Origin of the sequence: Hufsiella ginkgonis, assembly GCF_009834915.1 — a bacterium.
GTDB classification, from domain to species: Bacteria; Bacteroidota; Bacteroidia; order Sphingobacteriales; family Sphingobacteriaceae; genus Hufsiella; species Hufsiella ginkgonis.
This window is the reverse complement of the sequence record NZ_WVHS01000002.1, coordinates 902,863-916,961: the sequence shown is the minus strand read 5'-3', so window position 1 is coordinate 916,961 and position 14,099 is coordinate 902,863. Positions and strand designations below refer to the sequence as shown.

The following is a 14,099-nucleotide window of genomic DNA, read 5'->3' as shown; positions in this document are numbered from 1 at the left end:
TTAAAAAGATGAACGGATCAGGTACACATGCCTGGTAAGCGGACCAAAAACGTCGCCCCGTCTTCCGCAGGTAAACATTCGATAGTTCCGTGATGGCTCTTGGTGATGATATCATAGCTCAGCGAAAGCCCCAGGCCGGTTCCTTCTCCCGTCGGTTTGGTAGTAAAGAAGGGTTGGAAGACCTTATCGCGGATGGATTGATCGACCCCGGGGCCGTTGTCCATTACCCGGATCTCAGCCCCGCTACCCGAATACCTGGTGCGTACGCTCACTTTAGGCTTGTACCCTTTATGGTTTTGTCGCTGTCGTTCGGCGGTGGCCTGGAACGCATTGTTGAAGAGGTTCAGGAGCACCCGGCCCAGGTCCTGTGGGATCGCATCGACCTTTGGCAGCGAGGGATCGAACTCCGTTACCAGCTCTGCGTTGAACGATTTATCCTTCGCCCGTAATCCATGGTAACTGAGCCGTAAACATTCATCGGCAAGCGCATTGAGGTCGGTCGGTTCTTTTGCGCCCGGGTTGGTGCGCGAGTGCTGGAGCATACCTTTTACAATGTTGTCCGCACGCTTTCCATGATGACCGATCTTTTCGAGGTTCTGGTCCAGGTCGCCGGCAATGGCCAGTACGTCGTCCGTATTCCCTGCCGAAAGCTCTTCTTTCAGTTCATAGAGCAGCTCGCGGCTTACTTCAGAAAAGTTATTGACGAAATTTAAAGGGTTTTGTATCTCGTGGGCGATACCGGCGGTAAGCTCACCCAACGAAGCCATTTTTTCTGACTGGATAAGCTGGTCCTGGGTGACTTTAAGTTCCTGGAGGGTGATTTGGATCTGTTCCTTTTGTTCCTGCAGCAACGCGTTGGCGCGCTTACTCTGGCGGTTGGCCCGCAGGATAACCCAGGCAAGGAAGGCCAGGCTGAGTACGACCACTCCTAACCCCACGATCCCTGCGGTAAGGAACCGGGAGCGTGCGCGGCCGGAATCTAACTCGGCTTTCTGCAGCTGCAGCGAAGCGGCCGACGCTTTCAGCTGTTGCATATTCGCCCTGCGTTTATTTTGCTCGGCCTGCAGCCCGGCCTGGGTTCTTAAAAAATTCAGGCGTTCGATGTCTTTTTGTTTAGTAGTGATGGAAAGCTGCTGCTGATTCAGCTGGAGCGCCTGCTGCTGCTGCGTAGCGAGCAGGGTTTGCTGCGCAAGCCTTGAGCTCACCAGCTGTTGCTGGTAGCGCAGTGAATCTTCCTTCCTGGCAAACTGCAACGCGCTTTCTCTTCTTACGAGCTCGGCCCTGTTGTTAAGTTTGACGATACTGTCACTGAACCCGACGAACTTTTGGTAAGCGGAGTAAGCCTTAACATAATCTTTATCCAGCTCATATATTTTTGCGAGCTCCCCGTAGTTGTCTCTCATGTAATTAAGATCCTGCCGGCTTTCAGGCGTGTTTACGGATGCGGATAACAGCCCGGCGGCTTTATTATAACGATCCGCCGGGCGAATCCCCGCCTGTTGCAGGATAGAATCGGGGGCATAGGCGTAAATCTGTCCCAGGACGGTATTAACCCGGCCGGTGGTTCGCGCCATATTAGAATTGAGGGCCTGGGCGCGCTGCGTATATTGTAAAGCCTTGGAAAAGTCTTTGTTCTTGTAATAGGTCCATGCGATCTGGTTAAGGATCATAATTCTGACTTCCCTGTCATTTATCTTATCAGCGCTTCCGATCAGGCTAAGCGCTTTCTGGCTATAGCTAAGCGCGTCGTCGAAATCATTCAGCCCGGCATAATCCTCTGCGAGCGTCATCAGCGCAATAACAAGCCCATTGCGTACACTCGCTCCTGATTTCGGGTCTTCTATTAATTTCAAGGCCTTTACGTGATAATCCAATGCCATTTTCCATTCATCCAGCCCGGCATAAATATTGCCGATCAGGGTGTTACAGATAAACAGGGAACCCACATCCGATGCGTTTGCTAACCTGAGCGCCTTGTAAGCATACGTCAGGGCAGATGGAAAATCGTTGCTGGATTGATAGATACTGGCGATACTGGAAAGCGTACTGACGTGTTCTTGTGAACGATCATCTTCCTTAAATTGTTTAAGCTTTGTTAAATAGGTCTGAAGCGCCGGTTTACGGTTTCCCTTCATCATCTCAGCCTGGGCCATATAGGTTTGGATCGTTTCAATAGTACTCTTAGCATTTTTTGATATATAGTAATCCAGCGCCTGCTTTCCAAATCGCAGGGCCTGATCAGCCTCGCCCAGGAGTGTATAGGAATATCCCATATCATAAGCCAACCGGTTTACCAGATCGTCCCGCCCCGCTTTAACGGCCATGTCGTACGCTGTTTGATAATGTGCGATGGCTAATTGAGGCTTATCGGCCCGATAGGCGTTTCCCAGGTTCGCATTTCCCAGCATAATGCCCCGCCGAAAGCCCAATTTTTTCGAAAGCTCTATGGTAAGATTGCCGTATTTTACCGCCTCTTCCATATTAATCACCCGGTTCTCATAAGAAATGGTATTGTATAAAAGGCATTTAAGCGAATCTTCCTTCATAAATGAGATTCTCGATTTTAGTGAATCGATGCGCTCCTGTCCCTTTTTTTGTGCAAACAGGACATGCGGCAGGACCAGTAAAAAAAGCAGCAGAACTTTTCGGATAATATGATTATGCATGATAGGGTTTTCTATTCGCTAACGCAGGAGGATCGGCTTCATCGTTTTAAATTCAGAAATATGATAGAAGTCAACCGGGTAAGTCTTAAATGTTTAAAGAATTTAATTATCTAAAATGTAATTTTTTTTTAATATCATCGTAAAAAAAAAACTGTGGGCCTAAAACAAATCAGACTAATGTCTGTATTGTACGGATTTTTATACCTGATTTCCGGCCAGGCCTATTCAAACACTTATTACTTTTCCGCTAGTTCTGGCAGTGACAATTACACGCAAGTACAATCGCGCAATCCATTAACACCCTGGAGCAGCATTAACCGATTAAATGCGTTCTTTAGCCGGCTCGCCCCGGGCGATTCCGTATTATTTAAAAGGGGGGACACTTTTACAGGAACGCTATCGGTTACCAGATCAGGGGCCGCATTCGCCCCAATTTACTTCGGAGCTTACGGAAAAGGAGAGAAACCGGTCATAAACGGGCTTGAGGAGTTAAAAACGTGGAAACGCGCAGGCAATGGAATTTACGAAGCGTTTTGTACGTCGTCAAAAGGTGGGTTAATTATTAACGGGTTTCACCAGGTCATGGGGCGCTTTCCTAACCAGGGTTACCTTTCGCCCGAATCACATACCGGGAATATTTCAATCACTGATAAACAGCTGACCGGTTCCACCTGTTGGGTTGGGGGAGAATTAGTGATCAGGAAAAACAGGTGGACGATCGATAGAAGTACGATCACAAATCACCTGAAAAATACGCTTAGTTACGCAGCCGGGAATGCTGCGGTTCCGATGAATAATTATGGATATTTTATCCAGAACCATATCAAGACACTGGATAGGGAAGGGGAATGGTTTTACGACAAGGATCAGCAAAGAATGTTCGTTTTCTTCGGAGTAAAGAAACCCTCATCGTTTATCGTCAGCGTAAGTGTTAGCGATAACCTCGTAGAAATTAATGGACAGCAGTTTATCACTTTTCAAGATTTAAAGTTCGTTGGTGCGGGGAAGAGCGGAATCGCTATCAAGGGTTCCGGTAATATAACCATCAGGGATTGCGGCATTAGCCTTTCCGGTACAGAGGCTGTGCTTGCTTCTTCCAGCACCTGGCTAACGATTGAAGGTACGCACATTGACCATTCATTAAGCGGCGGAATCCATCTCGATGCAGGATGTTCTTATGCGGCGATAGCGGGCAACAAAATAAGTAACACCGGCCTGATAGCTGGCGCGGGGCGAAGCGGTACCGGGACTTACGAAGGTATTACTTCGTTCGGCGACTTCACCCGGATTGAACGTAATATCATTGACAGTACCGGCTACAACGGGATTTATTTCGGCGGGAACTCATCTATTGTTAAGAACAACGTGGTTAACTTCTTCTGCCTTACAAAGGATGATGGTGCGGGTATCTATGTGGGGGATTGGTCAAAAACAACGAATAAAAAAGTGGTCGGGAACATTATCCTGAACGGGATTGGCAACGGGGACGGAACCAATAGTCCTTTTAGCCTGCATGCTGAAGGTATTTATGTCGACGACAATACAACTGGTGTAACGGTCGCCGGAAACACGGTTTCGGGCTGTGCAAACAATGGGATCAAGATCCATAACGCTGCTGAAATTTCCGTATTTGACAATACGGTGTTCGACAACGGTGTGCAGCTCCGGCTCGAACAGGACCACTATCTCTCTACCAGCAGTTTGATACGGAATACCACTATCAGGAATAATATCTTTTTTTCGAAGAACAATATTCAACCACTTGCAAAATTCTCAACTTACCAGGATGATATCGCCCAGTTTGGCCGGTCAGACAGTAATTTCTTTTATCAACCCGTTAATGAGCTGGCGGGAATAATGTCGTCTATAAACAAGAATGGAAAAGAGATCAACCAGCTTTTCGATCTCCAGGGCTGGCAATCGGTTTATGGGACGGACCACTTTTCGTCGGAAGCGCCGCATAACGTTCCTGCATATGCCGTAACGAAGTTACTTGGGCGCAACAGGGTGGATAATGGCGAATATGACAAAGATATAAACGGTACAAATTTTTATTCAGCAAGTAGCAATTGTACGGCGTCTTTCACCCGTGAAGTTATGGATGGCGGGTCATTACGGTTATCATTTATCCCGGTTGCAGATGGCGGCCGTACAACAGTAAATATCAAAGTTGGCAAAATAAGGGCGAAAAAGAATTACCTGTTGAAATTCAGCTTGTCAGGAACGGCGAAGAGCCACTCGCTTGATATCTTTCTGAGGAAAACCGGCGCTCCCTATAATACGCTCAGTAATCGCAAGAACAGGAAGATAAATACATCAAGAACAGAAATAGAGTGCTTGTTCGTAAGTACCGCTGATGACGACGATGGGAGTGTGATATTTGAGATTGACGAACCGGCCGGTGAGCTTAATCTGGACAACGTCAGGTTATATGAAGCGGAAATAACCAATACCACCCCGGATGAATACTTGTTTTTCGAATTTAATGCCAGCAATGAGCCGAAGATCGTAACATTAAAGAAAAATTATACCGATGTACACAACCATCTGTATTCAGGAAACGTAACGATCAATCCGTATTCATCCCTTGTGTTGGTGGTGTCAGATCTTGAAAAAGTTCTGCGGGAACGCAATAGTTATATTGCGGTGCTGGAAACCGGGGCGAAGAGTTCTGCCCGGGATGTTACCTTGCCGGCAGGGCCTAGTCCGCCCGATAAATAATTTTGTTACGAGCGGGAACTTTTTTTCCGGAAGATAGCTGTAAATACTTTTCTTTCAGGATCAACCATATGAACTGCGGCCCGAAATAAAGGTATCGCATACTCAAGCGCCGGGGTTCCTTTATAAGGCGTATAAACCATTCCAATCCCAGGCTGATCCATACTTTACCAGGACGGGTGAGTGTCCCGGCATAAAAATCAAATACCGCGCCTATCGTACAAATAATCCTGGTATCCAGCTTTTCTTTATGAAGATGCACCCATATCTCCTGTTTCGGTGCCGTCATGCCAACGAATAGTACATCGGGCTTAAATGTATTTACTGCGCGGATCATGCCGGCATCGTCGTGGCTATTAAAAGTTGTTTTATAAGGCGGCGCATAGGATCCTACCTGGATATTTGGAAATTCGGCTGAAAGCTTACTGGTGATCTTTGCTAACGTGTCATTCGTACTTCCGAGGTAAAAACAGCTTCCGGATCGATCATTGAGCCGACGGAGCATATGTTCGTGAACATCTGTTCCGGCGATTTTTTTTATCACTTTACCAGTTAAAAAACGTATGGCCATTACAATCCCGATGCCGTCGGGGAGCAAGATATCCGAGTGCTGCAGTGATTTTTTAAAGATGGAATTTGCCTGTGCAATACAATACGAATATTGGTTGATAGTGTTTACCAGCAACGTTTTACCCGAAGGCAGGTTATTCAGGGTTTTTGTGAAAACCGAATAATCCAAAAAATTCTTTCGTTGGTTGTTCATTTGAGGTGCGTTACCTTTTGTTACAATTCAATTATTTCTGACAATTCTGACGACACCTGCTCTTTGCTGAAAAGCCGGGCTTTCATTATATTATTTGTTTTCATAGTGCGCATGAGCTTTTCCGAGCCAAGCAAAGTGTTCAAGGCATTTGCGACACTGCCGCTATCCTGCGATTTCACCCAGATGCAATTTTCCGGATCCGACAGAAAGTCGGTAGCGGCGCGGGTTGGTGTGGTAATGATCGCAAGACCGGCACCGACGGAATTGAACAGTGCCATAGAAAATCCTTCCGGGAAGTAGGTGGGAAAAACCAGGATGTCGCTGTTAGCGTAGAATTCTACTACTTCGGGTTCTGGAATAAATCCCGTGAAAATTACCCGGTCGCCTGCCGCCAGTACGCTTGCGAGCCCTTTTATGTTTTCAAGTTCGCCGCCGCCGCCAACCACAATCAACGTAGTTTTATAACCTTCGCCGATTTGTGAGAACGCCTCGATCACCTCGTATATCCCTTTCTCCCGGATAATGCGGCCGCTAAAAAGCAAGATTTTATGGTCCAGCGGAATATTTAGCCTGGTCCGGAACCCGCTATCAATTTTGAATTGATTCGTACGTACGATATTCTTTGTTACGAAAATTCGCTTTGGGGATAAGTACCCGTTTTTAGCGACTTTGTTGCGTTCTTCGGTCGACAGGAATAACCACCCGGAAATGTTTTTCCTCAGGTAAGGTAATGTGATCTTACTTACCAGGAAGTTTTTACTTTCCAGGACTTCGAGATCTGAGCCATGCGATTTCAAAAAAAACCGGACCTTTTTGTGATAACTGGCTTTAAAGATCACAATGGTGAGGAAGTCGCGTATAGTTGGAAGTACTTCCAGGCGCGAATTCAAATAGATAACGTCGGGCTGAAACCGGTAAGCCACTTTTACCAGGTTAAAGGCATTTTTTAGGATCATTTGGATGCGGCTGAGTTGGGATCCGTTACTGTCTTTTGCCGCAAACGGGAATTGATCACAATCGTACCCGTGATCTCTCAGGCCTTCGATCTCGTCAACCGCAATCTCCACATGGGTTTGACTGGGCATGCTAAATAGAATTTTTAATTTGTTCATAATTAATGTTTTAACTATTGGTGGTTGATTTTCTTTCGGTACCGGCGTACCCGGTTACTGTACTATGCGCGGATACGTTTCTCACCACGACCGTTCCGCAGCCTATGTTTACATAATCCCCGACGGTAATGCTTCCGATGATGCAGACATTACTGCCGATATCCACATGATTGCCGATGACCGGCGATGAGCTTACAAGCCCGTTTCGAAGTTGTTTATTGCCTATGGTAGTACTTTGCCGCAGCGTACAGTTCTCCCCGATGACCACATCCGCAGCCATCACCAGCGCCTGCGCGTGGAACAGGGACAGGTTTTTGCCGATCTTAACGTTCCAGGGAATTTCTACGCTAAAGAACCATTCGACGAGCACACGGTAAAATAGGAGATAAGGAAACCCCAGGTAATAATATGCCCTCCGGGTGGAGCAAAAGTTGGCGGTGCGGAACAGGAGCAGCAATAACCTCCCCTTGGTGTTCCCCCGGTTTACACGCCAGTCCTGGACAATAAATTCGAATAAATTCATAAAATAAAGGGCGTACTTTGCCATAACCATGGCGATGATTAGATTTTTATAGGTGGATGATGGAGCGGTGAGGCCTGTTTAGCTTCTGGTCACTACGTCAGATCGGGTGAGAAAGCAGTATAGATACATTACCCAGGTATAGATGACCGGCGAAACCGAAAATAATTGAAACGCATACTTATGTTTCTTTCGAACGGAGGCCGCCTCCAGGATAAATGTTGCATGACCTTTGAGGTTATCCACCACTTTATTATACTGGCTGACGTAAGTGTTCTTTTTAGTAAGCAGTAATAGATTAAGCAGGGAAATATTTGCCATTACATCAAATGATTTGGCTTCGGCAATACAGCACTTGTTACTGGCAGAAACAAGTTGTACCATTTTAGCCGACACTGCAATGGTTTCCATATAATCCAGGTTAAATTTGGTCATGCTGGCAGAATTCGCACGGACGATGTAATTGTATTTCACCGTATTTTCCAGCACTGTTTTCCCGGCGGCGAGAAACGCGCGGCAGGTATAAAGAATGTCCTCATAAATATGGCCCTCGAACTGGATCTGCCTGGCAATTGCTGCTTTGTACAGTTTATTGTTGGCGCTTTGGTCAAATTCTCCCTTGAAGTACGATGATAAGGCTTCGTCATGACTAAAAACCAGCGTTCCTGTTGTTTCAGGGTGACTTGTCGTTTTATTAAAGGAAATTAACTTCATCCGGCACACAGAGATATCCGCGTCAAAAGCCATGGAGTTTTTCAGGAGTAACTCGTACATATCGGGTTCAATGGTATCATCGGCGTCTACGAAACCGATATACAGCCCTGATGACCAGGAAACCCCGGCATTCCTTGCGGCCGAAACCCCCTGGTTGTGCTGGTTTACAACGACTATCCGTGAGTCATTCATTGCATAGTCACGGCATTTCGTCTGGCTGCCATCTGTTGAGCCATCATTTACAAGTATCAGTTCGATATCTTTAAACGACTGATTGAGTATCGATTGGATGCAGTCGTCCAGGTACTCCAGCTTATTGTAAACCGGAACGATGATTGAGATTGTCGCTAATGGAAATTCCATAATTTTAGGATAATACGGGCTTACCCGGCTTGGCGAGGTTTAAACTTCGCCATGGTGAAACAGTTAGTAATGCTGCCGCACAAGCAATGCCGGCAGCAAGGAGACAGAATACCAGGTACGGGTTTGCAATTGATGAGGCGAACCAGTAGCTGAAAAGGAAAAGCGTCAGTACGCCGTAAAAGCATAGGCAGTTTTTAAAAGAGGTAATTCGCCTGGATATTAATAATGCATCCTGGGAAAGGTGGAAGACGAGGAAGGAGAACAGGATGGCATAATTGATGACCGCGAGTGAGCTGAAAAACAGGAGGCCGGTAATACAGCCCGCCAGGTAAACCAGCAGGCTTACCACGTTGAACCACATATCCCGTTTTTCGAGCCCCATGGCTACCAGTAAATTGGCTTGCAGCAGCACTGTCGGCATCAGCAAAAAGGTAAGCGACATTTGCTGCAGACACTTGCCGGCACCAGGATAACCATCCCCGAACGCAAACGGGACGGCCAGGCTCGAGAAGGAATATACAAATGCGTAAGCCACGATCGCAAATAAAGAGTAGCCACGGAAAATGGCCTGGTAAATTTTTTTCAACCCGGCGAGGTCGTTGTCCGCGATATACGTAACCAACCGCGGGAAAATGGTTGCTGAAGCTATTACAGGGAGGATCTGCATTATTGAAAAGATCCGGAATGCGATCTCGTAATCTGCAACGTCTGCGAGCGACATCGTTTTCGAGATAATAAGATTTCCTATTCTCCAGTAGATAATAGAGATACTGCCAATTACCACGAATTGCCAGTTCTTAGTGATCAGTTCTTTTAGGTCTCTAACTGAGATAGCGGTAGTGAAGATTGATCTTAAACTAATCGTACCGGCTGATCCTATCCTTGTGAATAATCCGGCCGTTATTATTCTGGCAACGATGGTTAAAAGGGCAAGCATCACCGGCGTAATAGCTAGGATTAGTACAAAAATTCCTGCCAAAAGCTTCAGAAAACCATCAATCACCAGGATGGTCGCGGTAGTTCGCTGCCTTGATTCGACAATATTTAAACTACGGATAGCATTTATAAAGTTATCAAAAATAATGTTGGTACCCAGAATCAGGCAAAGCATCCTGACCTGCCCGTCTGGGTATACCAGGTAAGCCAGGCAAATATTCACCAGGTAAAATAAAAGGCCCAGCACAGTTTGCATCTTTAAGAAGCGTGCCGTAAAGCCAATCTTATCATCTTCGCGAATGTATTGCCTGATAAACCACTGCCCCAGGCCCATGGAAGCAACAGCTGCCAATAATTGGTAAACGGTTGAGGCTATAAGGAATTGAGCGAAGGTTGCGGCATCGTAGCTGCGCGCCATAATGGCGAAAAAGAGGCATATGAATAGCGTTTGCAGCATACTTGACGCAATGCCCCAGGCGCTATTGCTCACCAGCTTTGACCTGGTAAATTTCTGACCGGTCTTAATGATCTGGTTCATAATTAATTAAGGATTTTTTCGGATAAGCGATAAGAAGGGCGGTCATACTGCTCATCATCAGCAGGATCCGGGTATCATAAATGGAATAAACCGTGTTAAATGCTACCATCCAACTGAGCAGAGAAGCCACGAGGAACACGATCCGCTTATCGAAAATGCCTGCTGCAGCATATATAACGCCCCTGGCCGCCGGCAACAACATAAAAACAAGGAAGATACTGAAGCCGGCAAGCCCTAGCTCTACAAGGATCTTTAAGTAACCATTTTCCGGCTGATCGAAATAGACAAGCTTGCCTTCTTCTATCTCCAGGTACTGGCCCTGGGCGTGGATCATCACATGGTCCTGGTAATTTCCCGACCCAATGCCAAGGTAAGGGTGTTTTTGAAATATCTGGAAAGCCTCTTTCCAAATGGACTGGCGAAACAGATAGTCGTCTGAAAGGTTTTTCGCCCGGTCGAACACGCCGGTATACGACGATACCAGCACGTAGGCGAGCAGGCCGGTTACCACCATCGCGCTTCCAAGGATGCGGAACTGTTTCCCGGCCATGAAGATCACCAGGAGCAGGCCTGCGGCAAATCCGCCGAATGCCGCACGGCTTCCGGCCAGAACGATTGCAATTACTGCCAGCGCAAAAATGGCATAACTGGTAAACACGCGCTTCCTGCCTGCAGGCTGTTCGACATACAGGAACAGGAAGCTGCCCATAGCGAGGTATTGACCATGGGCCTGTGGATCGTAAAACACACCCGGGTAACGAATGATGTGGAACACGGTATCGACCGTATTCGGGCCCAGCTCAGGGTAAAATGTGAACTTCAGGCCAAATATTACCTGTAATATCAGGAACCCTAAAGCAGTCAGGTAGCTGATCTTTAACGCCCGTATTACGTAGTTGATGAACAAGCGGTCCTTCAGGCATTCTGTGACCAGGAACCTTCCAAAAACAAATACGGGCAGGATCTTAAACAGCCCCAAAAATGCTTTACCGGGAAATTCGGACATAAGACCTCCAATCAAAACAGCAATACCGAACAGCATAAAGAGCGCGAAATAGCCGTTGTTCCTGCTCCTGAGGTTAATTGTGGTGAAGTCTTTGAAAAGAAAGATAAAAGCATAAAGACAAATAACGTCGAGCGTTTTAAACCCTCCCAATGCTTCGGGCGTGATTTTCAGGTTCATCAGCGGCAGTAAAGAGAGAATAAACAGCAGGCAGGTTCGCACTGAACTCCCTTTATATAAAATAGTGAGGAAAAACAGGATCAATACGATGCCTGCCATGATAATAATCAGCTTGTCTGGCATTTAAAACCTGCTTAAAAATGTTTTGAATGATGCGCGTGAGGCCGGTTTTGTCTTTCCGGTATAATAGTAGCTGGTATCAAAGCCGTAACCATAGCCGTATTTAGCTTTATTGATCCCATTAAACACGATGCGCATATTGGGCAGTTTATCCTCGTCGTGTATTTCCGAGATAAAGTCCAGCTCATTTTTGCCGGTTACACCCTGTCTGATGAGGTATAAGGATACATTGGCTTCCATGGCTATGATCATAGCATCAGTTACTAGATGAATCGGCGGGGTATCGATGATGATATCATCATAAATAGGCCTTAGATCGTCGATCAGCTTCTCAAGTCCGCCGTTGCTTAATAATTCGGAAGGATTATCGGCGATCGCTCCACAACCTATAACGTCCAGGTTAGCAACAGCGGATGCCTGAGTGATATCTTCTGATGACAGTCGTCCCGATGAGAGGAAGTCGGTAATTCCCGGGTGACGTGACGGGAGTTTAAACATCGCGGAAATTTTTGGCTTGCGCAGGTCCATTTCCAGGATCACTGTTTTTTTGCCCGAAGCCGCAATGGAGACAGCCAGGTTTGAACTTACGAAGCTTTTTCCTTCATTGGAAACACTCGACGTTACCAGGGTAACCCGCCCGTGGGGGGCCGGGGAGCTTTCTTCTTCAAGCGGCCAGCGGGAAACGCTACCCGCCATGGCCGGTATCCCGGTATGATCGGCGAGTCGTTCATGGCGGTTCACGGATATGCCGGTGTTTTGCTGATGTAAATAATGCAGGTTAGTGCGTATCGACCTGAACTGTTCGCTGATCATCGGGTTTGTTTCATTGGTGAGGACTATGTTGCCGCCTGCTTCCTGGTAAGAGAGCTCTCCGATGATCGGTATTGCTAACGCTTCTTCTATTTCATTTCGCCCGGTGATTTTTCTGTTGAAGGAATGCCGGAAATAAATGACCAGGAACGGTAGCCCAAGCCCGAAGATAACCGCCAGCGCGCCTACCAATGGCAGCCGCGGCCAAACTACGTCGCCAACGCTGGCATAATCCACTATTCGGGCATCCGAAACGGTACCGGCATAGCTCAGCGCCATTTCTTCTCTTTTTTGTAATAAATAAACGTAGAGGTTTTCCTTAATGGCCTGCTGGCGTTTCATGCCAACGAACTGGCGTTCCTGCCCCGGTATATTCCTGATCGACGACTCGAACTTGTTGTTGAACGACTGCAGCTCACGTTTGGTACTAAGCAGGCCGGACTTTATACCCTGTATATTTTCCTTTATTCCTGCCCGGGTCTCCCTGATCTGATCGTTAATCGGTATGAACTCCGGGTTTTTTTCAGGCGTAGTAGCCAGCAGGGCAACACGTTTGAGTTGTAGTTGAGACAGCTTTTCTACCAGGTTGTTCAGTGCAGGATCGGCAATGCCGACCATCGCCGGTGCATTTTGATTAGCCGGGCTGGAATTAACGTACTGCTCCACACCGCTAAGTACATTTAACTGTACGTTCACCTCGTTGAGCTTACTATCATTCATCTGCACATTTTCCAGGTAAACTTTTGATTGTGAATTGATATCGGTTAACCCTTCCGACGTTCTGAAGCCTTCTACTTCTTTCTCTGCGTTATTTAATTCGCCTGTTAACGAAGCCAGGCGGCTGTCGATAAAATCGATAGTGCTTTTGGTGGTGCGTTTCTCCTCCGCCGCGGTCAGGATATTGTACTGGTTAATGATATGGTTCAGCACATCTTTACCCCTTGTCGGAACTTCGTCGTTGATAAACAAGCCAATAGTCGGCGCAAGTTTATCGAGTAAATGTACATCCAGCGCTTTCATGTAAGCATTACTGGTTTTATCCGGGTCGTTAAACGCTATATTTATGGTCGAACCAATATGGCTGTGTAATGTTCGGGCCGGTTCAATCGCCCATCGTCCCAAATGACTGCTAACCTCTTTTCCGAAAGCTGCCGTTTTCCGGGCACCGTCGGGATCGGTAAATTCGAACCGTTTATCGTCAAGGATCGTTACGCTTAGCTTTTGGCCGGTCAGGTCGCGGCCTTCATGAAGCAATGTGAACGTGAACGGTTTTGCCTGGTAAATATCCCGGGAGGTCATTCCCTCTGTTTTCGTATATACCGTCCAAAGCTGGAGGTCGTTTACCACTGCCGCAATCAGGCCCCTGGACTTTATGATCTGGATTTCGCTTTCCGCGTTATTGGGGGCGCTTGACTGGTTCAGCTCTTGTAAAGCAGATTTCTCCCGCGGCGATTTCTTTTCGTCTTTCACGAGGATCGTAGCGCTGATCCCATATACCGGCTTTGTTATTTTCAGGTAAAATATGCCCGCTGCAATAGAGAGCCCTGCGCCGAGTACGAAAAGCGGCCAGTGATAGACATACCTTGTCAGCACAGTCCAAAGGTCCGTAATATGGTGTTTCGGCAGCTGACGCCTGTTTGATAGGTGATTTGTCAT

Annotated in this window: 9 protein-coding genes; 1 reads left to right on the top strand and 8 read right to left on the bottom strand. The window is 46.9% G+C overall.

The window, feature by feature from the left end; all coding sequences use genetic code 11:
• Positions 1 to 17: 17 nt before the first annotated feature.
• Entirely contained in the window at positions 18 to 2,666 is a 2,649-nt protein-coding gene (locus GS398_RS10815) for a tetratricopeptide repeat protein (protein ID WP_160906770.1), read from the bottom strand.
• A gap of 177 nt (positions 2,667 to 2,843) precedes the next feature.
• Between GS398_RS10815 and GS398_RS10810 the strand changes: the two genes are divergently transcribed.
• The gene (locus GS398_RS10810) at positions 2,844 to 5,387 is read left to right on the top strand and encodes a right-handed parallel beta-helix repeat-containing protein (RefSeq protein WP_160906769.1); all 2,544 of its coding nucleotides are present in this window, start codon (positions 2,844 to 2,846) and stop codon (positions 5,385 to 5,387) included.
• Here the strand turns inward: GS398_RS10810 and GS398_RS10805 are convergent.
• Genes GS398_RS10805 through GS398_RS10775 form a run of 7 tightly spaced genes read right to left on the bottom strand, consistent with a single transcriptional unit; the run spans position 5,368 to position 14,099 of the window.
• Positions 5,368 to 6,147 (bottom strand): WecB/TagA/CpsF family glycosyltransferase, encoded by a 780-nt coding sequence (locus GS398_RS10805; RefSeq protein WP_160906768.1) that lies wholly within the window; start codon positions 6,145 to 6,147, stop codon positions 5,368 to 5,370. The two genes, GS398_RS10810 and GS398_RS10805, sit on opposite strands and share 20 nt — an antisense overlap.
• Positions 6,148 to 6,167: 20 nt before the next feature.
• A complete protein-coding gene (locus tag GS398_RS10800; RefSeq protein WP_160906767.1) occupies positions 6,168 to 7,259 on the bottom strand; it encodes a glycosyltransferase family 4 protein in 1,092 nt (363 codons plus the stop codon).
• Between the two features lie 10 nt (positions 7,260 to 7,269).
• Positions 7,270 to 7,806 (bottom strand): serine acetyltransferase, encoded by a 537-nt coding sequence (locus tag GS398_RS10795; protein ID WP_237488157.1) that lies wholly within the window; start codon positions 7,804 to 7,806, stop codon positions 7,270 to 7,272.
• 54 nt (positions 7,807 to 7,860) lie between these two features.
• Positions 7,861 to 8,856 carry a glycosyltransferase family 2 protein gene (locus GS398_RS10790; protein ID WP_160906766.1) on the bottom strand — a complete coding sequence of 332 codons (996 nt, stop codon included), beginning with the start codon at positions 8,854 to 8,856 and terminating at the stop codon, positions 7,861 to 7,863.
• 4 nt (positions 8,857 to 8,860) lie between these two features.
• Complete coding sequence (locus tag GS398_RS10785; protein WP_160906765.1) at positions 8,861 to 10,330, bottom strand: lipopolysaccharide biosynthesis protein; 1,470 nt, start codon at positions 10,328 to 10,330, stop codon at positions 8,861 to 8,863.
• Positions 10,314 to 11,636, bottom strand: coding sequence for an O-antigen ligase family protein (locus GS398_RS10780; protein ID WP_160906764.1), 1,323 nt, complete (start codon positions 11,634 to 11,636; stop codon positions 10,314 to 10,316). Before GS398_RS10780 ends, GS398_RS10785 begins: the two co-directional genes overlap by 17 nt.
• Entirely contained in the window at positions 11,637 to 14,099 is a 2,463-nt protein-coding gene (locus GS398_RS10775; RefSeq protein WP_160906763.1) for a GumC family protein, read from the bottom strand.

Bases quoted from the DNA above. Each gene is read 5' to 3' on its own strand.
- GS398_RS10780 (WP_160906764.1), bottom strand. From the start codon at position 11,636: ATGCCAGACAAGCTGATTATTATCATGGCAGGCATCGTATTGATCCTG.
- GS398_RS10785 (WP_160906765.1), bottom strand. From the start codon at position 10,330: ATGAACCAGATCATTAAGACCGGTCAGAAATTTACCAGGTCAAAGCTG.
- GS398_RS10775 (WP_160906763.1), bottom strand. From the start codon at position 14,099: ATGACAAATCACCTATCAAACAGGCGTCAGCTGCCGAAACACCATATT.
- GS398_RS10800 (WP_160906767.1), bottom strand. From the start codon at position 7,259: ATGAACAAATTAAAAATTCTATTTAGCATGCCCAGTCAAACCCATGTG.
- GS398_RS10795 (WP_237488157.1), bottom strand. From the start codon at position 7,806: ATGGCAAAGTACGCCCTTTATTTTATGAATTTATTCGAATTTATTGTC.
- GS398_RS10790 (WP_160906766.1), bottom strand. From the start codon at position 8,856: ATGGAATTTCCATTAGCGACAATCTCAATCATCGTTCCGGTTTACAAT.
- GS398_RS10815 (WP_160906770.1), bottom strand. From the start codon at position 2,666: ATGCATAATCATATTATCCGAAAAGTTCTGCTGCTTTTTTTACTGGTC.
- GS398_RS10805 (WP_160906768.1), bottom strand. From the start codon at position 6,147: ATGAACAACCAACGAAAGAATTTTTTGGATTATTCGGTTTTCACAAAA.
- GS398_RS10810 (WP_160906769.1), top strand. From the start codon at position 2,844: ATGTCTGTATTGTACGGATTTTTATACCTGATTTCCGGCCAGGCCTAT.